Annotated in this window: 18 protein-coding genes, 4 tRNA genes and 1 pseudogene; 4 read left to right on the plus strand and 19 right to left on the minus strand. The window is 29.7% G+C overall.

The genetic code is table 11. The features are described 5' to 3' along the window. The 5 genes and pseudogenes from F7B34_RS04830 to crcB form a co-directional block, all read right to left on the minus strand. Positions 1 to 151, minus strand: a pseudogene (locus F7B34_RS04830) (H(2)-dependent methylenetetrahydromethanopterin dehydrogenase-related protein); the annotation flags it as partial. Between the two features lie 185 nt (positions 152 to 336). Then, positions 337 to 410: transfer RNA gene (locus F7B34_RS04835), tRNA-Ala, on the minus strand. A gap of 73 nt (positions 411 to 483) precedes the next feature. After that, complete coding sequence (gene purM / locus F7B34_RS04840; RefSeq protein ID WP_292460709.1) at positions 484 to 1,536, minus strand: phosphoribosylformylglycinamidine cyclo-ligase; 1,053 nt, start codon at positions 1,534 to 1,536, stop codon at positions 484 to 486. A 35-nt stretch (positions 1,537 to 1,571) separates the two neighbouring features. Further along, positions 1,572 to 2,465 (minus strand): DUF89 domain-containing protein, encoded by an 894-nt coding sequence (locus F7B34_RS04845; protein ID WP_292460710.1) that lies wholly within the window; start codon positions 2,463 to 2,465, stop codon positions 1,572 to 1,574. Positions 2,466 to 2,516: 51 nt separating this feature from the next. Further along, a complete protein-coding gene (crcB, locus tag F7B34_RS04850; RefSeq protein ID WP_292460711.1) occupies positions 2,517 to 2,888 on the minus strand; it encodes a fluoride efflux transporter CrcB in 372 nt (123 codons plus the stop codon). Positions 2,889 to 2,968: 80 nt separating this feature from the next. Here crcB and F7B34_RS04855 point away from each other — a divergent pair. Further along, positions 2,969 to 3,043, plus strand: a tRNA-Arg gene (locus tag F7B34_RS04855). Positions 3,044 to 3,114: 71 nt separating this feature from the next. Here the strand turns inward: F7B34_RS04855 and F7B34_RS04860 are convergent. Together F7B34_RS04860 and F7B34_RS04865 are read right to left on the minus strand one after the other, a co-directional pair. Beyond that, positions 3,115 to 3,669, minus strand: coding sequence for an AAA family ATPase (locus tag F7B34_RS04860; RefSeq protein WP_292460712.1), 555 nt, complete (start codon positions 3,667 to 3,669; stop codon positions 3,115 to 3,117). Between the two features lie 8 nt (positions 3,670 to 3,677). After that, positions 3,678 to 3,872: a class III signal peptide-containing protein gene (locus F7B34_RS04865; protein WP_292460713.1), complete on the minus strand. Its 195-nt coding sequence runs from the start codon at positions 3,870 to 3,872 to the stop codon at positions 3,678 to 3,680. Between the two features lie 89 nt (positions 3,873 to 3,961). On the opposite strand from F7B34_RS04865, the gene F7B34_RS04870 reads away from it, so the two are divergent. After that, positions 3,962 to 6,475 (plus strand): DEAD/DEAH box helicase, encoded by a 2,514-nt coding sequence (locus tag F7B34_RS04870; RefSeq protein WP_292460714.1) that lies wholly within the window; start codon positions 3,962 to 3,964, stop codon positions 6,473 to 6,475. Positions 6,476 to 6,738: 263 nt separating this feature from the next. On the opposite strand, the gene F7B34_RS04875 is transcribed toward F7B34_RS04870, so the two are convergent. The 11 genes from F7B34_RS04875 to F7B34_RS04925 form a co-directional block, all read right to left on the minus strand. Next, positions 6,739 to 6,811, minus strand: a tRNA-Gly gene (locus F7B34_RS04875). Positions 6,812 to 6,931: 120 nt separating this feature from the next. Beyond that, positions 6,932 to 7,004: transfer RNA gene (locus F7B34_RS04880), tRNA-Gly, on the minus strand. An 88-nt stretch (positions 7,005 to 7,092) separates the two neighbouring features. Then, the gene (locus F7B34_RS04885) at positions 7,093 to 7,884 is read right to left on the minus strand and encodes an MJ0144 family RNA dihydrouridine synthase-like protein (RefSeq protein WP_292460715.1); all 792 of its coding nucleotides are present in this window, start codon (positions 7,882 to 7,884) and stop codon (positions 7,093 to 7,095) included. A gap of 70 nt (positions 7,885 to 7,954) precedes the next feature. Further along, a complete protein-coding gene (locus F7B34_RS04890) occupies positions 7,955 to 8,761 on the minus strand; it encodes a GTP cyclohydrolase III (RefSeq protein ID WP_292460716.1) in 807 nt (268 codons plus the stop codon). Between the two features lie 197 nt (positions 8,762 to 8,958). Then, positions 8,959 to 9,921: a 2-phospho-L-lactate transferase gene (gene cofD, locus F7B34_RS04895; protein ID WP_292460717.1), complete on the minus strand. Its 963-nt coding sequence runs from the start codon at positions 9,919 to 9,921 to the stop codon at positions 8,959 to 8,961. Between the two features lie 164 nt (positions 9,922 to 10,085). Further along, on the minus strand, positions 10,086 to 11,216 hold the full coding sequence (locus tag F7B34_RS04900; protein ID WP_292460718.1) for an MJ1255/VC2487 family glycosyltransferase: 1,131 nt from the start codon (positions 11,214 to 11,216) through the stop codon (positions 10,086 to 10,088). 64 nt (positions 11,217 to 11,280) lie between these two features. Continuing rightward, positions 11,281 to 12,312 (minus strand): cell wall-binding repeat-containing protein, encoded by a 1,032-nt coding sequence (locus F7B34_RS04905; protein ID WP_292460719.1) that lies wholly within the window; start codon positions 12,310 to 12,312, stop codon positions 11,281 to 11,283. Then, on the minus strand, positions 12,309 to 13,760 hold the full coding sequence (locus F7B34_RS04910) for a winged helix-turn-helix transcriptional regulator (RefSeq protein ID WP_292460720.1): 1,452 nt from the start codon (positions 13,758 to 13,760) through the stop codon (positions 12,309 to 12,311). Before F7B34_RS04910 ends, F7B34_RS04905 begins: the two co-directional genes overlap by 4 nt. Before the next feature lie 86 nt (positions 13,761 to 13,846). Then, positions 13,847 to 14,857: a methionine synthase gene (locus tag F7B34_RS04915; RefSeq protein ID WP_292460721.1), complete on the minus strand. Its 1,011-nt coding sequence runs from the start codon at positions 14,855 to 14,857 to the stop codon at positions 13,847 to 13,849. A 15-nt stretch (positions 14,858 to 14,872) separates the two neighbouring features. Further along, positions 14,873 to 16,603, minus strand: coding sequence for an adenine deaminase (gene ade / locus F7B34_RS04920; RefSeq protein WP_292460722.1), 1,731 nt, complete (start codon positions 16,601 to 16,603; stop codon positions 14,873 to 14,875). Positions 16,604 to 16,887: 284 nt separating this feature from the next. Then, positions 16,888 to 17,580, minus strand: coding sequence for an HDIG domain-containing metalloprotein (locus F7B34_RS04925; RefSeq protein WP_292460756.1), 693 nt, complete (start codon positions 17,578 to 17,580; stop codon positions 16,888 to 16,890). Between the two features lie 162 nt (positions 17,581 to 17,742). Here F7B34_RS04925 and F7B34_RS04930 point away from each other — a divergent pair, with 162 nt between their 5' ends. Together F7B34_RS04930 and F7B34_RS04935 are read left to right on the plus strand one after the other, a co-directional pair. Next, positions 17,743 to 18,114 carry a cysteine-rich small domain-containing protein gene (locus tag F7B34_RS04930; RefSeq protein ID WP_292460723.1) on the plus strand — a complete coding sequence of 124 codons (372 nt, stop codon included), beginning with the start codon at positions 17,743 to 17,745 and terminating at the stop codon, positions 18,112 to 18,114. A gap of 48 nt (positions 18,115 to 18,162) precedes the next feature. Beyond that, the gene (locus tag F7B34_RS04935; protein ID WP_292460724.1) at positions 18,163 to 19,197 is read left to right on the plus strand and encodes an A24 family peptidase C-terminal domain-containing protein; all 1,035 of its coding nucleotides are present in this window, start codon (positions 18,163 to 18,165) and stop codon (positions 19,195 to 19,197) included. Positions 19,198 to 19,273: 76 nt separating this feature from the next. On the opposite strand, the gene nuoB is transcribed toward F7B34_RS04935, so the two are convergent. Continuing rightward, positions 19,274 to 20,014 carry an NADH-quinone oxidoreductase subunit NuoB gene (nuoB, locus tag F7B34_RS04940; protein ID WP_292460725.1) on the minus strand — a complete coding sequence of 247 codons (741 nt, stop codon included), beginning with the start codon at positions 20,012 to 20,014 and terminating at the stop codon, positions 19,274 to 19,276. Positions 20,015 to 20,022 lie beyond the last annotated feature (8 nt).

Genomic DNA, 20,022 nt, shown 5'->3' on the forward strand with positions numbered 1-20,022 from the left:
GTTCTGCAAGTACAACATCATGTCCAGCTTCTGCAAACTCCATGGCAATTCTACTTCCACCATAAGGTGCCTCCCCACCATAATTTTTAGGAAGATTTAATTGATTTACATACAGGTTTTGGTTTCCTGCACCATATACTGAGATTTTCATAATATCACCATTATTATTAATGAGGTAATATATAAATAAATCTCCATATTATATAAAGTTTTAAACCTATGTTTATGTCAGTATAAATTATTATTTTTTTATAAAAATATATTTTTATATAATTATTTAATTAAAATATATATATGTATAAATGTTATAGGGGATAAAATTTTTAAATTTATATATGGACTGGGCGGGATTTGAACCCGCGGCCTCCGCATAGCCAATGCGGCGATCTCCCAGTCTGATCTACCAGCCCTATTGATAAAAATTCTAAGTTATTACTAATATATAAAATTTTTGGTTTTATAAAATAAAAAAATAAATTAAATTCATTCCATCATAATTTTTTTGTTTTTATATTCAACAACTACCTTATTATTTATTTTTTTTCCATTTACTTCAATTTCATCCTCTATTTTCCCAATAATATAAGCGGGGATATTGTGGTGATTTGCGATTTCAATGACCTTTTCAGCATCTTCTTTATCAACCACTATACAAAATCCTATGCCCATGTTGAATGTTTTAAACATTTCCTCGTCTGAAACATTTCCGATTCTCTGTATTTCTTTAAATATTGGAAGAGGCTCTGGAAGATTGTTAATTAAATAAACTACATTTTTATTTAACCTTATTAGCTTCCTAAATCCTCCTCCTGTGATATGTGCTAACCCTTTAACATCTATTTTTTTAATCATCTCTAAAACTGGTTTAACATAGATTCTTGTTGGAGTAAGAAGCTCCTCTGCAATAGTTTTTCCATGAGATAGTTCATCGTTAATATCCATTTTTCCAATGTCGAAAAATACCTTTCTTGCAAGGGACAAACCGTTGCTGTGTATCCCACTACTTCTAAGACCTATAATTACATCTCCTTTTTTTACATCATTTCCAGATATTACCTCATCCTTTTTTACAATGGCAAGCACAGTTCCGGCAATATCTATTCCCTTCACCATATCTGGAAGTGTAGCAGTTTCTCCACCGATTAAGTTTATATTGGATTCCTTTAATCCTTTGTTTAATCCTTTACCAATTTGTCTCGCTATGTCTTCATTTATATCCTCAACTGCCATATAATCCACAAGTGCCACAGGTTCTGCCCCTATACATATAGCATCATTTACATTCATAGCTATCATATCTATGGGAACAGTATCAAATTTATTTGCCATTTCTGCAACAATCATTTTACTGCCTACACCGTCGGTGCATAAAACTAAATAATAATCGCCGAATTCTATGGCTCCTGCATAGTGCCCTTTTAATTCCTCCGCTGGTTTTATGCTGTCAGTTCTTTTAAATGTTATTTGAGATACCAATGCCTTTATTATTTTGTCCTCTTTGTAGATATCTACTCCTGCGTCTTTGTACGATACCATTTTTTCACCATAACTAATTAATTTTATTATTATTTTTAATTTTTTATTTTTAATTTTTTATTTTTTAACAGTATATTATCCCCCACCTCAACTCCGACCATTTCGGCGATAGGGAGACATTTTGCTTTAAATATATAATATATTGGCTGTTCGATGTCATATTCAGTTAAACTTTCGAAGTTGCCCATGCCTTTTGCTATAATTATGTCCGCTTCTCTAAATTCTTTCAAGAATTCCTCTGATGATTCTTCTAATCTAACACCTATGGCGTCATTTCCGCTTGTAATTACTTTTGCAATCTTATCAATTCCTGCAATTCTTGCATCATCAAGTGTGGCATCATTTAGTATAGGGGCCCCTTTAACAGAAACTACAACATCGCAGTAGTTTTTTAACTCTTCAATTAGTATTTTATCAAATACCACTTCACCGGCATTATCGCAGATATACAATATTTTATTTGCATCTTTTAAATCATTCAATAACTCTTTACTATGGTCTATTTTTAGTTTCCCACTTAGTGTTTCTTCTATTTTTTTATTAATATCTATATCTGTGCTATATGGTCCAAAATCTATAACATTGCCTGCTATGGTTAATTTAACTTTACATATTATCCTGTTTAATGGATTATAGTCATTACATAGTTTTAACTCATCTTTCAATTTTTCCAAATAATTTAATGCTATTTCGTTTGCAGTATCTTTTAATCTTTTATAAGGGTCAGGATTTCCGCTTATTTTTTTTAGATATCTATGAACAGTAGTTCCCATCCATGCTGCAACTGCATCTTCTCCATAAATTTTCTCTATAACTCCCAAACAGGCTTTTATTAGATTAAACTGTTCTTTCTCATTGTTTGATATTTCTTTTGAGGCATCTACGACCTGTCTTACAATACATGTTGCACATTCTGGTTTAATCTTCAAGAAATCACCTTTTTATATTTATTACTTTTCTATAATGTAATTATATATAACCTATTTAAATAGTATCAATGAAATCAGCTTCCCAAGATAAACCATGCCAATACATCCAAAAACATTTAAAAGTATATTTATTATAAATTTTAAGATATATCCTTCGTCCAGTAGTGAAAAGGTTTCATAACTAAATGTTGAAAATGTAGTTAATGCCCCACAAAATCCAGTAATGATTAAAAGCCGGCATTCTGGTGAAATGTCCAATGTTAATGAAGAATACATAATAAAACCAATTATAAAACTCCCTATTAAATTAACAATGAGCGTACCTGTGGGTAATCCAAATTTAACTGGAATAATACCACTTATTATATATCGTAATATTGCTCCAATAAATCCTCCAACACCTATTATTAAGAGTTCTCTCACATTTTCACCAATAAATATTTATATACCATGAGGACAATGTATAACAAGGATGTAAAATAAATATATATTACCTATGATAAGGGCCCGTAGTTTAGCCTGGATAGAATACGGGGCTTCGGACCCCGTGATCGAGGGTTCAAATCCCTCCGGGCTCGTATTTTTATAATACATTTTTATAACTTATTTTAGGTTCCAACCGAAGCGAGGTTGGGCTTTTATAAAATAATTAATTATCATTTTCCATAGCCATTTTTAATATTTTTTCTAAATTATTTAAATAGGTAGCATAATCTCCCTCATTAATAACAACATAATCAGCCAAAGATATTACCCTTCCAATGGAAAACTCCAATTCTCTTAAATCCCTTTCAACAAATTTAGCCCATTCTGATGCATCATCTTCTCTTTTTCTTGATTTTAACCTGTTAAATCGGGTTTTCGGTGAAGAATGTATTGCAATAATTGTTAATGGATGGAATTTTCTAAAATATTTAACCTCATACATACTTCGTATGCCCTCTATGATAACTATTTCTTCGTTATTATAATTTTCCTCTATATATTGAAGACATGGAACTGCTACTGCCTCGTTTCCATATTTTTTCCTTAATTCTACTGCTGTATTTCCTACATTTTCGGGATTTAATTCCAATCCCTTTTTCATAGTTTCATGACGAACTACGTCCCCCATAGAAATTACTGGTATATTGTATTTTCTTGCTATTTCTATTATTGCACTTTTTCCAGAACCTGGCATTCCTGTAATACCTATCAATTTCATAATATCCCTTAATTTACAGTTTTTAATGCATTCATTGTGGCATCAGATGTTTTATTTATAATTTCTATGTTTGTATTTTTAACATTTATTGCAGATTTTAGCATATAATACCCAAGCAATGCTGCTGCGGTTATGCCTGCAAACATGAGAATAGAAAATTCTAAGCTAATCTGCCCTCTACAAGAGCATATTTTTTTTATCATAAAACCACCAAAGTTATGATAAAGTATATTTTAATTAAATATGATATATGTTATTCTTTTTATATAAATAATTTAATTTTGGTGATATCTTGATTATAATAAGAAAACTAAAAAAGAAAAAACAAAAACAAGAGCTCGAAATAATTGACCTTATATATAACATAAAATATTACGGCACTTTAAGAGGGACGAACACTAAATTAAGTATATATAAATGTAAGGAGGAAAAAGATGGGAACATAAAACCAATTCAGCCTTCAAAAGTGATGAATGTCCTAAAAACTAGTAAAAAGGTTTATTTAAATAATGACGAAGAATCATTAAAATTAGAAGATTTTTTAAAACAGAATAATATCAAATATGATTACATAGAGCTCTGCCCATTCTGTCTAATAAAAGGGAGATACAACGAAATAGATAAAAGCAACAGATACAGATTTTATAACCAATATATATGTTTTGACTGTGCAGTAGAGGAAGTTAAACATGAAGTGAATATTAACGAGGAATTTATAGAAAAACTTTTACGAAGATTTAAAGATGTAAATAAAGTAATAGATTTATTTGTTATGAAAAATCCCCTGGATAACCCTGATTTAACAAAATATGATGTTTTAACGGGTAGTGAAGAGGATAAAATAGAAAACTATAAAATAGACCAGTTGAATATTCCCTATGAATTAAAAGAAATTATAAAAAACAGAGGCATAAAGGAGCTCCTACCAGTTCAAACACTTGCCGTTAAAGGAGGCTTATTGGATGGAAAGGATTTGATAATTACCTCTGCAACATCCTCTGGAAAAACCCTTATTGGGGAATTGGCAGGTATAAAAAATTTAAAGGAAGGTAGGGGGAAATTATTATTTTTGGTTCCGCTTGTAGCATTGGCAAATCAGAAATATATTGAATTTAAAGAACGTTATGAAAAAATGGGGCTAACTGTTAGTTTAAGAGTAGGTATGGGGAGATTGTCAGAGGATAAATCAGAATTCATAAACACGGATATAAATGCCGATATTGTTGTTGGAACCTATGAGGGTATTGATTTTTTGGTTAGGTCTGGAAAATTAAGGGAGGTAGGAACTGTTGTAATTGATGAAGTTCATTCATTGAATATGGAAGAGAGGGGAGCTCGCCTTGACGGACTTATAAGCAGGTTGAGGTATTTAAAAAACATCTTAAAAAGTAATATCCAAATGATATATTTGTCCGCCACGGTGGGAAATCCAGAGGAGCTCGCAAAGAATCTCAATGCAAATGTGGTTATATATAATGGAAGACCTGTTCCCCTTGAAAGACATATTATTTTTGCTAAAAACGATTATAATAAATTAAATTTAATAAAAGAAATCGTTAAAAAAGAGTTTAACACAAAATCAAAATATGGATTTAGAGGTCAGAGCTTAATATTTACCTATTCAAGAAAAAGGGCGGAATATATTTCGAATTTCTTAAATACAAAGGGAATAAAATCGGATTACTACCATGGGGGTATGGAGTATAAAAGAAGGAGAATGGTGGAGGATAATTTTTTAAATCAAAAAATTATGTGCGTAGTTACAACAGCAGCACTTGCAGCAGGTGTGGATTTTCCAGCATCCACAGTAGTTCTTGAAAGTTTAGCCATGGGCGGAGATTGGCTTAATCCATCAGAATTCCAGCAAATGTGCGGTAGAGCAGGTAGAAAAGGCATGCATGATAGGGGAAAGGTCTATATGCTTGTGGAAATTGGTAAAAAATACCATGCTAAAATGGGAAACACCGAGGACGAAGTGGCATTTAAACTACTGAGCTCAGAAGCTGAGGATGTTGTGGTGGAATATACTGAGGATGAAGAACTGGAACAGATACTTGCCAGTGTGGGCTCTATTGAAAGATATTTAAAATCGTTTAATAGCAATACATCAGTTAATAAAAATGAATTAAATAAGGTTCCATTAATGGGGAGAAATCACGATTTAGATTATATTATTGGTAAATTAAACGACTATCATATGATAAAATCCTATAACAACAAAATAGACATTACAAAATATGGCTATACTACGGCAATATCATTCTTATATCCTAAGGATGCCGAGCTCATTCGAACTAATTTAAATAAACCAATTATGGATTTAACTGCTCTAATAAACCCCTTTGAGAATTTATACGTCCCAAATAATATAAAAAATAAGATTTCAAAAATAATTCATACCAATATTCCAACAAGGTTTATAGATGCCTTTGAGATTGTAAAGGAAAATATTTCAAAAATAACCGATAGGGATTTAAGAGATAGGATTCTACCGTGGATGATAGAATTTGAAGGTATGATTGAAGAGGATATAATAAAATATTTCTCAAAATATATATTAAATCTAAGGATAAACAAAAAAACTCCATCGCAGATTTCAAAGATTATCTATGAAAATTTCAATCTACAAACCTATTCGGGGGATATATATTCATACCTTGAAAATACAATAAAAATTCTGGATGCAGTTGAAAGGATAGGAACTATTTATAACAAAAATATATCAAACGAAGCAAGAGAGTTTAAAGAGAATATTTCGAATCCTTATAGACATAAATATATACATAAAAATGAAAAAATAAAATAAAAATTAAACACCACATAATATGCATTTTTATGTAATGTGAATTATCTTCTCTCTTATGAACGGGGTTAAACGAAACCTTTCGGTAATTTGAAAATTTAACGCTCACTTACTTCGTAAGCGAAATGAAGGAATTATAACGGTAGAGGACTTCTTACCAAAATAAGTTAAAATAGATATTTGAAGTATGCAATAAATTACTTTATTTCATTTTTTAGTATTTTTATAATTAAATTTATAAATATACTTACTTAAAATAAAAAAAATGCGCCAGTCGGGATTTGAACCCGAGTTACTGGCTTGGAAGGCCAGAGTGATACCAGGCTACACCACTGGCGCACATATGATATTTGTAAGAATGCGGCCTCCGGGATTCAAACGCAACTTTTAGAAAAAGTTGCATCAAAAATCCAACCTCGCTTCGCTCGTTTTGGAACCTAAGACCATAAGTTGTAAGAATGCGGCCTCCGGGATTTGAACCCGGGTATCGGCCGTGGCAGGGCCGTATGATACCAGGCTACATCAAGGCCGCTTTTTCATTATACGAGCAAACTATACAAAGGGAGTTATACTATATAAATATTTCGGTTGTGATATATTTTGCACATATATAAATATAATTAATATTTAATATTTAAATCATATATCCATTTAATATTTCCCTTCAAAACACATCTTGCCACAGATATAAAATCAGCGTATTTCAACATTTCCTCTGCATCTTTGATTGAATTTATGGAATTATTCCCAATGATAATTTTATCTTCAAAATTATATGTTATTTCTTTTAAATAATCTAAATCAGGATAATTTTTACCTGGATTGAAGCAATCAACATGTAATCCATTAAAATAATGCCTTACATTATTTAAATTATCAATTAATTCCTCAACAGGTATAAAGTTTGCCCTTATCTTTAAAAAAACAGGAATATTTAAGTTTAAATCGTTTATTTTTTCTAAAAAATTTTTTAGAATAATATTATTTTCTTTTTTTAGGAGATTTTGTCCAATGCCTAATTCTGTAATTTCCGGCTGTCGGCAATGGCAGTTTAATTCGATTATATCGGCGTATTTTCCAATAGTTTTTATATTACTTATAGATTTTTCAATGTCTTTGAATCTAATATTTACAGAAACCAATGCGTTGCTTTTTTTTGCCTCATTTATTTCCTTTTTTATTAAATCATCGAATTTATCTAAATTGTATATGAATTCTTTCCTTCCCCTTTTTACAATTTTTTCACTGGCAATTTGAGTGGCTTCGTCTAAATCATAGGCACCAATACTAACAATACCAAACAAATTTTTATATTTTTTGCAGAAACTTCCATCTGTAATCCCGGCCATTGGTGCAAGGGTAACTTTTTTATTTTCACATAATTTTAGTATGTTGTGATTATTAGGGGACATGTTATCAATTTTTTATTATTATTATTTCGATTATTCTAATTATTACTTTGTTAATAAAATGCCTTTTTCCTTAAATTGGACATAAGAAATTTCTTGCAGATTTTTTCTTTATATCATAGTTTTCATGGTTCAATGTGCATACTTGATATTCTGTTTTTCCATCCCTTATAAGTTCTAATCCAATATCTGCCATATTTGAAGCATATTCTGCTGTTTTTCCAATTCCAATACCTGCTTTTAATTCAACTCCTGTGGATTTTTTTATATCGTTAAATATATTTATAAAATCACCTTCGCTCATTCCATTGCATGGACACATGAAATTATCCCCTCCAATAAAAAAACACATTGCACCATATTTTTTAAGTTCCCGCATGAGTTTTAAATGAACTTCCTTAACATTTATATAAGTGTCATAGGCATTTTCTAAATCCGTCAATGTTTTTGTAATATTATTTATATCAACATGAGCTAATTGGACATAGCCATTATCAAAGACAAAATCATTTGCAACATCTAATATTTCCTTTCTATATTCATCTTGGGCACTTCCATGCTCTTGAATCTTTTTCGTTGCAAGTTTTTGGGCTTCGTATGGTGTTTTCGCAGATGCCACAGCCATACTTACTGTGAAGGGGTATCTGTTTTTAATACTGTTTTGAATTCTTTCATGAGTGGTTATATCTATACCATTTGTAATCGCTATAAGATTATCAAATCTAGTATAAAATACAAGACCTTTATGAGCTCCGAATTGTAGGTTCAAATCGCAGTAAAGTCTTGACTGCAAAGCTTGTAAATCACTTTCTCTTCGTGGATTTGGAGTAACTGTCCATGGTCCGTAATTATCAATCTGTATAACTGTAATTTGAATCATAACTATCATCATCTTTTATTATATTTTATAATCTTTTCTTTATTTTGAATATGTTTTAAACATTTCACATTAATAAATTTATTTTTTAATTTTTTTAATTTATGATTTAAATATTTTTATTATCCTAATTCGTTTTTATATATTCTCCTCATAAAGCATATATTTTTATAGAAATATATATTATTTATAAAAATTTATTATTTCTTATCTAATGACTTATAGCCCACAATTATATCCTTTGCCAATTTTATCTTATCGGTTAAACTGTTCATTATGATATTTGTGACTACAACATTGCACTTTATACCATCTATTTTATCTTTATCTGCATTGTCTATTACAAGTGTGTTGATTATGTCCTTGTAGAATTTATAAACTCCTACGGCATCCACAGAATACCCTTTTGCTCTCATCAATACGCCTGCTGGACCACTTACTGCACTATTCCCAACTATTGGAGATACTGCAAAGACCCTCTTATCCTTAATGGCTTTTTTAATGTCTTTTATACTTAATATTGGAGCTATTGATGTTATAGGATTTGAAGGTCCTATTATTACAAAATCACAATTTTCAATGGCATCCAATGCACCATCTACTGCACTTGCATAGTTGGAATTTTCATAAAATACATCCAATACATCTGCATTTCCCTTTCTATTAATCCAAAAATCATGGAATTTTAAAAGAATCTTATTTTTATGTCCCCCTTCATCATCTTCTTTTATCAATATTTTTGTTTCTACATTATCATCAGTCATGGGAAATATATTTGCCTTTATATTAAATATTTCCCTTTCCATATCTACAATTTTTGACAGTGGATAACCTTTGTTAATATAGTGGGTTTTGTGCATCTTCAGAGCTCTGTCTTTATCACCTATTCGTAAGAACTCTTTGAAATCATTGGATTCAAATTTTTTCAATGTTTCATGAGTTGTAAATGTATCTCCCTTTACACCATACCATGTTTCTTCATTTATAAGGTCTGAAAATGTATATAGAACGGTGTCTATATCTGGAGAAAGATATAAATCCCCTAACCATGTATCCTCTGCGGTATTAACAATTACAGTAATATCTTTTTCCGGCATGACTTTTTTTAGCCCTTGTATAAGTTTTGGAGTACCAGTTCCTCCTGATAAAACACATACTTTCATTACAACACCTTTTTATTTAAATTATAATGTATGTATTTTATATATTTATTTTTTTATATAATACTATAATAATACCATAATAACTATATTTTATAAAATGCATTTCTCCTTTTTTATATATTTAAATATCCAAATTAATAACTGAATAAAAATAAAGATATTAATTAAATTTTAAAATTAGAGACTGGTTTATTAAATACGCCCTTAACTGGTTTGTAGTTGTCGATTATTCTTTTTATATTGTCTCTTCCGTTATAATTTCTACATATGTTGCTTAATTTTTCAGCATTTTTAAAATAAATATCATTATCATTTATCTCGTCAATGGCATTACTTAAATCATGCTCCAACGTTTTGTGAGATAATGCTATTCCACATTTTAGGTCGTTTATCTTTCTTGCATTATTTTCCTGCTCTGGATGGTCTAAGTCAGGAATTGTAATTACAGGCTTTCCAAAACTCATAGCCTCCATGAGTGTAGAATGTCCGCCATGACAAACAATAAATGAGCAATTCTTTATCAAATTTCCCATGTTGGTAGTTAGGGGTATGACCTCAACATTTGATGATTTTATTTTGTTGAGTTTTTTTGCAACCTCATAACTGCCACAAACCATTTTCACCTTTATGTTTTTTTCTTCTGCCACATCATTTAATAATTTTAAAATCCTAAATCTGTATTCAAATCCCCCAATTACACTTAATATATAATCTCCCCTCTCATTTTCATAGTCGTCCAATTTGTATCTAATTATTGGTCCAACAAATGACAAATTGTCCAATTTTGTTAAGTTATATTCGCATATGGTATAAGGCATAGGCAAATCTGGAATAATAACTTTTTCAGCAGATTTATTTATTACATTTAACAGTTTCATAACGGGATAAACAATGAATTTCTCCCTATTGTGTATTCTTGTATAATTTTGATTTGTAATAATATAGTAAGGTTTTCTTAGAAATCTCGATGCTACCACCGTGCTGTATTTGCAATCGGATATAATTAAATCAGGGTCATATTTTCTTATTATTTCCATCTCTCTTTTTATGGCCTTTGCAGGATTGTATTTATTATTAAATATGCTTTTTTTAATGTCAAATTTGCCGTTATTTCCAGATAGTTTTATTTCAGGATAGGTTTCAAAAACATCGCAACTGTATCTTTTTATAAAATCCATGCTTTTACCGTATGCTATAAACTTTACATCATGCTCTTTTGAGAGCTCTTCTCCAATTGCCAAACACCTTGTAGTATGTCCAAATCCTTCACCACATACGGAAATTAGTATCTTCATAGTTTTCCCTTTTTCTTTTATATATTTTATTATTATATATTTTATTAGTATATTTTATTTAGGTTCAGATTTTTTTAATGTAGTTTTTCAAGTAGTCATAAGGTATATTGTATTTATCCACAGGAATATTTTTAGACCAGAGCTGTGTTTTTGCCTCATTTAATGATTGACCTAAATTTCCATTTTGTCTGTATATTTCCAATGTTTTTTTAATTACAAGAATATCAACTGCAACTGTAATACTGTTATTTACGGCATTGGAATCAAACTGAAACATAGAATTTTTGCTGTATTGGTTTGTTATATTTATTGAATTTATAGATATATTTAAGTATTTTGACAGTAACAATAAAGAAACATCGTTTTTTTTCATCAATATATAATTATAATTATCGGAGTTAATATTTATCATAGGATATCCGTATGCTTGTATATCTTTATTATAGCAATATTTTACATCAATATTTGGTTTATTTAAAACAATTATTTTATGGGGAATTTCCAATACCTCGGATTTATTGTATTCTCCAATAAATCTCTTGTTATGAATATCGTATATTTTTACAGTATTGTTTTCATAAACCCTAATAACATCATTTGGATTATAAACATTTACGGCGGTATAAACAGGAATATATTCATTAGATGCTATACCAACTACCTCGCTAAAATTATAGCCATTAACAAGAACTTTTGTATTGTTGCTATTCAGCAGTTTCAATATCTTTTCATCAGTTTCTACCCTTGTAGGTCCCCAAATTCTAATCACTTTGCCGTATTTTTTTAGTTTATTTTCAATATTCTTAGAAACCACCAATGGTCCTCCAACAATGATTATTTTTTTTGGATTTATAGATCTTATTATATTCTCCACATTAGGATTCAATTTATTTCCCTCAGTTTGGAGTATAATCCCATTTAATTTATAGGCATATTCCGTAGCGGCTATATAATCTGCCCAATTTTCATTTGTGATTATTATATTATTAACAAGGGAAGGTTTTTCTTCACCAATTTTTAAGGCATTAACACATCCAAAAAATAAAAACATAATCAAAAAAGAAAGAAATAATATATTATGGTTTTTCGTCGTCATTTTAACCACCCATTTAGTTTATCTGAAAGAGTTAATTTATTTATCCTACCAATTTTAATCTTTTTAATTATGCCTCGTCCCTCTAAATCAGACACTATTCTTGAAACCTTAGGTTTTGTTAATCCAGTGAGCTCTACAATTTCCTTTTGAGTAATCTCTTTATATTCCCTTATTAGTTTTATTATCATTTTTTCTTCTTCCGTTAATATATTCATTAATATTTCGCCTTTGGTTTTTTCATATTCATTTATAGTGTTTTTTAAATTAGATATGATTTGTTCATATTCATTTATTGTACTTTTTAGTTTAACTATGGTTTCTTCTTTTTCAGTTATTACACTTTTAGTATATTTATTCAATTCATCGATTTTTTCCATTTCTTTATTGTATAATTCATTTAATTCATTTATTTTTGAATTTAGGGAAGTTATTTCACTTTTATAATATTTTACCTTATTCAATAATTCGTCGTTCATATCCTTGAGTTTTTTAATAGTATTATCTTTATCATTTATTTCCATTTCCAATTTATTTATTTTCGAAGTTAATTCATTTATTTCATTATTTAATTCTTTATTTTTTTCCCTTAGTTTTCGAATATTTTCATCTTTAATATTTATTTCAGATTCTAAGATGTTGACTTTGTTTTTTAAATCATTTAATTTATTGTTTAATTCTTCTTTTTTAAGGCTTAATTCTTCAATGTATTTAGTTTTTGATATATTTTTTCTTTTTTCATATATAATCCCATATATGGAACCTATTGCTAATAATATGAGAATTACAATTAGTATATTGTAATACTTATCATTGGATATGGTGGTGGTTTGATTTTGATATGTGCTCGTTAATATCGTATAGGATACTGTTGCTGTAAAATATCCCTCACTTGCATTTAATTTTTTCTTCCATTTCACATATATATGTTTTCCATCAGTATCTATTACATAGTTTTGAGGCGTTATACTCAAAAGTCCCTCAGCAGGCGATACCACAGCAGCCCCCAACGGCAATACCACAGTCATACTAAAATTTGAATCCACCGCTGGAACGCTCACAGATAATAATTTTTTATACCCTTTATCCCAAACTATATCGCTGTCAAATGATATTTTTAAATAACCTTTTTCTCCTTTTTTTATCGGGTTTTTTAATTTAATAACAATTTCCGTAGAGCCCTCCTTTTGATTTTTTGAGAATGATTCTATGCCCCTGTTAGAATCTACTTTTAAATTATAGACATTTTGTGGAATTATATAAGTTATATTTTTAACATCTTCGGAGTTATTGTTATAAATATCCAAAAATACAGTTTCATGAACTTTATTGCTTTGGTCAATATTACAGGTAATGTTATAGCTTTCAAATTTGATGGCGTTAGCTGTGTTAAAAACCCCAAATAAAAGTAAAAATAATATTACGACCCCTTTAAGTCTATTGTGAATCATTTTTTCACATTTCAAATAATAATATATTAACTAATATTTTTTAGTTATATATTTTATAACTATTTCACATATATATTATTCTTTCTTTATTTTACTTCATTTTCAAACTCCTCAGATGCAATCACCATATTTTTTAATTTATTGTATGCAACATCCAGTGGAAGCAACCTCATCCCGCAGTCAGGGTCTATTATCACATGACTATTTAATTTGTTAATTATATCCCCATTTAATCCCATAAATGAATTATTATTTTTCAATATTTCCAAACCTTCATTAAGCAAATCCTTTATCCCATCAACTGATTCAACTGATTTTAATTTCGTGTTTATACATCCAAAACCAACTTTTTTATCAATGAATTCAAGAATGTCTAAATTTTTTCTATTTGAAGCGAATTCATGGTCTAAAATATCTACATTAAAGGTATTCAACTCTTCAAATATATTTGCCACATTTCCACATACATGCATGGCAACAGGAACCTTTAAATTTTCCGTGATTCTTTTAATGGCCCTTCTTGCAGTATCCAATTCATACATTCCTGTGGATAATATTGGTTCATCTATTTGTATCATAGATACATAATCTTGAATTGCTTCTGCCTCCTTTTTTAAGGCATTTGCTAAATCATATATTAATGATTCATCCTTATTATCTGAATAATAGCTTTCTACTCTTATGGATGATGCAATTGTGCATGGTCCTGTTAATATTCCTTTAATGCTTTTATAGGAATTGCTTTTATTTATTCTATTATTTTTAATTGTATTATTCTTATTATTCTTATTGTTTTTATTTAAAATGGCATTTGCAAATTTTATATCCTTTAATGTAATGGGTTTAGTATGTTCAATTTTATTCACCACTCTTTTTCCCTCAAATCCGTATAGGTTGCTTACAAATATCTCAACCATGTCTCCTCGCACCTGTCCATCACTTAATACATCTATTCCAGCATTTAATTGGTCTATCACTGCCTTTTCTATGGCATATTTGTATCTATCAAACATTCCAAGTTTGTCTTTAATTTTTTCTAAAAAGTTTTCTGGCTCTTTAATTACCACAGGGTAGCTCCCAACAACTGTTTTTATCATATTATCACCAAAATATTAAAACACTAAATCAACAACCTTGCTGTTTTTTACAAGTCCAAAATCTGTTATTTTTAATTCTGGAATTACAGAAAGGGTTAAAAATGACAGGGTTAAAAATAAATTGGTATCATACAGCACATAATTTTCTGTTTTTCTCTCAATAGATTCAATTTTTTTATAAATATACTCTCCATCACACCCCATAAGCCCAGCAATATTTAATTGAACAGATTCTAAGATTTTTCCATTTTCAACAACAACAAACCCTCCATTAATATCCTTCAAATGATTGACTGCAATGGCAATATCCTTTAAATTATTCCCAACAACTACTACATTATGACTATCATGGGCATAAGATGATGCAATTACTCCTTTTTTTAAGAAATGGATTAATCCCTTTCCTATCCTATTGGTTCCTTTATGTCTTTCTATAACATATATTCTATTTAATTCATTTTTATTTAACTTATCTATTGTTTCGGAAACATCCAATATGATTTCGTTGGTAATAATGGAGTCCTTTATTGGTTCTATTACCCTTGCCGATTTTTTTGGTTCTATATTTATATCAATCCCTTTAATTAAAAAATCCTCTTCTGATTTGTATGAGTAATTCATTGAATTATATTTAATATAATTATTATATTTAGTATATTTATTATGATTGGTATAATTGGTATGTTGTAGAGCTCCTTTTTTAAATAAATTATTTTTAAATAAATTATATTCTTCTAAAAATTTCCCTTTTATCATTACATTATTTATTTTAAAATCAGTTAAATCTTCAAAAATAATCAAATCTGCGTTATTTGATGGTTTTATTCCAATATCAAATCCAAAATAATTTGCTGGATTAATGGTTATCATCTGAATAGCTTCAACTGGTGAAACATATTTTGTGGCTTTTTTTAAGGTATTTATTAAATAACCATCTTTTAAATCCTTAATTGATATGTCATCACTTACAAGGGTCATATTTCTAATATCGTTTATATTGTTCCGTATTTTTAGTATATCTATATTTTTTGATGCAGTTCCTTCCCTTATCATTAGTTTAAGTCCCAATCGTATTTTTTCAAGGGCCTCTTCTTCGGTGGTGCATTCGTGGTCCGACATTATGCCTGTTCCAATATATTTATTTAAATCCAATCCTGTTAATTGTGGGGCATGTCCATCTATTAATTTTCCATATTTTTTGGCAATGTTTATTTTTTTTAATACTTCTTCATCCCTGTTTATGACTCCAATATAATTCATTACCTCCCCAAGTCCGAGAATCTTATTTTTATATGTTTCATTTTTAAATAAATCTTCAATATCTTTTGGTGTAATCTTTGCTCCACTGGTTTCGAGCTCTGTTGCAGGCACACAGGAAGGAACCATGCAATAAACATCAAGAATACGAGCATCATTTAACATGAATTCAATGCCTTTAATACCAAGAACATTAACTATTTCATGTGGGTCAATAACTACCTTTGACACGCCGTTTAAAAGGGCATATTTCTCAAACTCCGAAGGAATTACATGGGATGATTCTATATGTATATGAGCATCTATAAATGTTGGAGATACAAATTTTCCATTTAAATTTATTATTTTAGCATTTTTAAATTTATTTAAATCAATATCATTGTAATAATCGACAAAAACTATTTTATCATCTTTTATGCCGATATTTCCCTCTAAAATTTCCCCAGTATATACATTTATAATATTGGCGTTCTTTAATATTAAAGCCATAACTACACCCAACTAAAATATAAAAACTACACATATATTATAGCTAAAATTATATTTAAATGTATTTAAACCATTTTATAGAGGATATATAAATTTTAAATTATTTAACTTATTTCGGCGAGAAGTCCCCCCTTACGGAAGGGATGAAAGCTGAAAATTATTTATATAAATTTTCACAATATTTGTTGCTACCAAAAAGAAAAGGTAGCCTAGGGCTGGGAAGTGCAGTGACGCCTGTGGAGACTACGGGACAGGAAGGAAGCTCCGTCCGTAAGGACAGTAAATCACTCCTCTTCGCTGTTAAATATTTCATTTAATTTATTTTTCAATGCATCCTTTCCCTCTTTTTTTCGTATTTCATATATCTTTAAAGGAGTGAATAGGGAATATATTTCATTTTCGTCAATACCCATATCCCTTGCCCTTGCTTGACATATTCTAATGGCTATATCGTTTAAAGAAGCATCTATATTATCTGCATAATGCAACAACCATCCTTCTATTGAATCTGGCCTCATTGCCCCATATTCTCCATGGTGGGATGCAACTATTTTTATAAGTTCCATTGGAAATCCTTGTTTGTAGAGCTCTGCAACTGCCAAGGTGAGATGCTCCAAATGGAAGTTTTGAATATGGTCGTATTTTTTTGTTTCTTTATCTTCAATATAATTCTGCGGCTTCATAATATCATGGAGTAATCCTCCCGCTATTATCAAATCTTTGTCAATGTTCAAATCGTATATCTCTTCAAGTGCCTCAGCCATTTTTAATGCCATCTTTGTGGTAGCCAAAGTATGTTCAATCAATCCTCCCCTGTATTTATGATGCCATTTTATACTCGCCGGTGAGTCTTCAAGGGTTATTTTTGTATCTTCAATGTCCTCATGGGTTGGAAGGGGATTTTTTATAAAGTTTATTACCTTATCTCTTAAATCTTTATTTTCTATTTTTTCTGCCAAATTTATTAAATCTTTCATAGTATATAGCTTTCTTTTTAGCTTTTTCTCTGTTTTTGATTTATTTTCCATTTATCCACCTTTTATTTATTATAAACTTGTAAAATAAATTGTAAATCATACAATATATTAATATACATACTTTTATAAAATATATAAATATAAAACGCACTGGTGAGATTAATGATAGAGCTTGCAAAAAAACATCTTAAAAAAGTCCTTCGAGTTTGCGGGGCAAATAGAAACTGCCAATATTATCCATGCCATTTTGATGGGCAGGTATGTTTATGGTGTTATTGTCCATTTTATCCATGTGGGGATGAAGAACTTGGAGAAATGATTAAAAGGAAAGATGGAACAGAGATTTGGAGTTGTATGAATTGTGTATGGGTTCATAAGCCAGATGTTGCATGTGAGATATTGAAGGAAATTTTAGAGCTCACCAAAGATAAGGAAATTGAGGAAGCTATAGAGGTGCTAAATAATAGGGATATACTAATGAAAATTAAAGAAAATGTTGAAAAGAAAGTTGGAAAGAATAATAATTTAGAATAAACTAAAATATATTTTTTTATGATTTAATAACTATATTGTAGTGATAACATGATGAGTTTTGATTATTTGGCTATTGCATACATTCTTAATTTTATCCTTTTATGTATTGCAACATATACCGATATTAAAAAAAGAGAAATTCCTCATACTATAGTTATTTTGATGATTTTGATAAATTTACCTATTGGATATTATCTATTTGGTATGGAATCCATTTGGGCATTTTTTGCAACATTGGTTTTATGTTTAATACTTGGAATAGGTATGGGTGGTGGAGATATAAAACTTTTTACGGCATTAGCTCCGCTGTTTGCCTATGGTGAAAATATATTCCATATTCCAAAACCTATATTGCTATTAATTGGTATGAGTGCAGTATTTGCTGCATTATATCCAATGACCAATATATTAAGAACCTATTGGAAAGATATTATTCCGTCATCAACGGGTTTGGCTGTGGTATTTGGGTTTTTAATATATCTATTGAATTATTATAACATTCCCTATGCTTCGCTGTTTCTTTGGGGGTATATAATACTTTCGATATTTATATCTCGAAAAATACCACAATATAAAGATATTATAAAAAAAGCTGGTTATTTAGCACCGATTTATTTAATTGGAATCTATTTAATTGACAGCAGTTATTTTATAAACAACAATATTCTTCTATCATTTATCATATATGTGGGGGAGCTCACCCTTATATCCATAGTGATTTATGCTTTAACTGGTGCTGAAATATTTTCAAAAAAACCCGTCTCTGAGTTAAAAGAAGGAGATATATTAAGAGATATTATTTATATAAAAGATAAAGATGTTAAGGTAGAAAGTGCAAACATTATGAAAAGATTTAAGCAGATGGTAAATGCAGAACTGAGGAAAAATGATAGATACGATAAAATAATTATGACCGATGGGGAAGGTCTTTGTAAGGAAGATGTAGAGCTCCTACAAAAATTACATAAGGAGGGAAAAATACCTAATGAATTAAATTTAATTACAACATACCCATTTGTTCCATTTGTGCTAGTTGGATATGTGGTGGTTTTGATTCTCCATTATGTATGTAATTTATTTTAAATTTAATTTTAAAATAAGGTGAAGGTGAAAATATATTTTACTAAAATTTACCATACCATAATATTATTATACTCCATTATTTAAAAAATTTTACAAATGCATATAGATTTGTAAATGGGTGTGGAGGGCATCCTGGGATATATAAATCCACAGGTAATATTTTATCAACCCCGCCAACCACTTCCTCGTTTTCCCTAAATATTCCTCCCGATATTGCACATGTGCCAACTGCAACAACAAATTTTGGAGAAGGAGTTGCATCGTATGTTTTCATAAGTGCAAGCTCCATATTTTTTGTGATAGGTCCTGTAACTACAAGACCATCCGCATGTCTTGGTGATGCCACAAATTTAATACCAAACCTGGACAAGTCATAAACTGGTGTATTTAAAACATTTATATCGGCATCACAGGCATTACAGCCACCAGCACAAACTTCCCTCATATACACGGATTTTCCAAATAATTTTTTTATAGTTTTTAAACTGCTTGTATCTGGTTCTTTTAAGGTATCTTTTATAATCAAATCTTCCCTTTTTAAGACAAACATCCTATAATCTCTTGTAAATCTTATAAAATTCTGTTTTATGGACTGACATTTACCACAAAATAGGCATTTTCCCATATCCAAAGTTCTTTCATCTGGGTTTATTGCATCTGCTGGACATAAAGATGCCACCTTTTGCACATCTTCATCAGATGCATTAGGATTTAAAATTGGTCTTCCCCTATATGCCTCAGGGAGCTGTATATTATCGCTGGGAAATTCAACCGTTCTATACCCTTGCCTTATCCTATTGCTAAGTATGTTGTTCATATATACAC

Origin of the sequence: Methanothermococcus sp. (assembly GCF_015523155.1) — an archaeon.
Taxonomy (GTDB): domain Archaea; phylum AGJL01; class Methanococci; order Methanococcales; family Methanococcaceae; genus Methanofervidicoccus.

Bases quoted from the DNA above. Each gene is read 5' to 3' on its own strand.
- F7B34_RS04890 (WP_292460716.1), bottom strand. From the start codon at position 8,761: ATGATTCAAATTACAGTTATACAGATTGATAATTACGGACCATGGACA.
- F7B34_RS04915 (WP_292460721.1), bottom strand. From the start codon at position 14,857: ATGATAAAAACAGTTGTTGGGAGCTACCCTGTGGTAATTAAAGAGCCA.
- F7B34_RS04900 (WP_292460718.1), bottom strand. From the start codon at position 11,216: ATGAAGATACTAATTTCCGTATGTGGTGAAGGATTTGGACATACTACA.
- purM (WP_292460709.1), bottom strand. From the start codon at position 1,536: ATGGTATCGTACAAAGACGCAGGAGTAGATATCTACAAAGAGGACAAA.
- F7B34_RS04925 (WP_292460756.1), bottom strand. From the start codon at position 17,580: ATGAAAGATTTAATAAATTTGGCAGAAAAAATAGAAAATAAAGATTTA.
- F7B34_RS04905 (WP_292460719.1), bottom strand. From the start codon at position 12,312: ATGACGACGAAAAACCATAATATATTATTTCTTTCTTTTTTGATTATG.
- F7B34_RS04910 (WP_292460720.1), bottom strand. From the start codon at position 13,760: ATGATTCACAATAGACTTAAAGGGGTCGTAATATTATTTTTACTTTTA.
- nuoB (WP_292460725.1), bottom strand. From the start codon at position 20,014: ATGAACAACATACTTAGCAATAGGATAAGGCAAGGGTATAGAACGGTT.
- cofD (WP_292460717.1), bottom strand. From the start codon at position 9,921: ATGAAAGTATGTGTTTTATCAGGAGGAACTGGTACTCCAAAACTTATA.
- F7B34_RS04930 (WP_292460723.1), top strand. From the start codon at position 17,743: ATGATAGAGCTTGCAAAAAAACATCTTAAAAAAGTCCTTCGAGTTTGC.
- ade (WP_292460722.1), bottom strand. From the start codon at position 16,603: ATGGCTTTAATATTAAAGAACGCCAATATTATAAATGTATATACTGGG.
- F7B34_RS04865 (WP_292460713.1), bottom strand. From the start codon at position 3,872: ATGATAAAAAAAATATGCTCTTGTAGAGGGCAGATTAGCTTAGAATTT.
- F7B34_RS04935 (WP_292460724.1), top strand. From the start codon at position 18,163: ATGATGAGTTTTGATTATTTGGCTATTGCATACATTCTTAATTTTATC.
- F7B34_RS04885 (WP_292460715.1), bottom strand. From the start codon at position 7,884: ATGTCCCCTAATAATCACAACATACTAAAATTATGTGAAAATAAAAAA.
- F7B34_RS04860 (WP_292460712.1), bottom strand. From the start codon at position 3,669: ATGAAATTGATAGGTATTACAGGAATGCCAGGTTCTGGAAAAAGTGCA.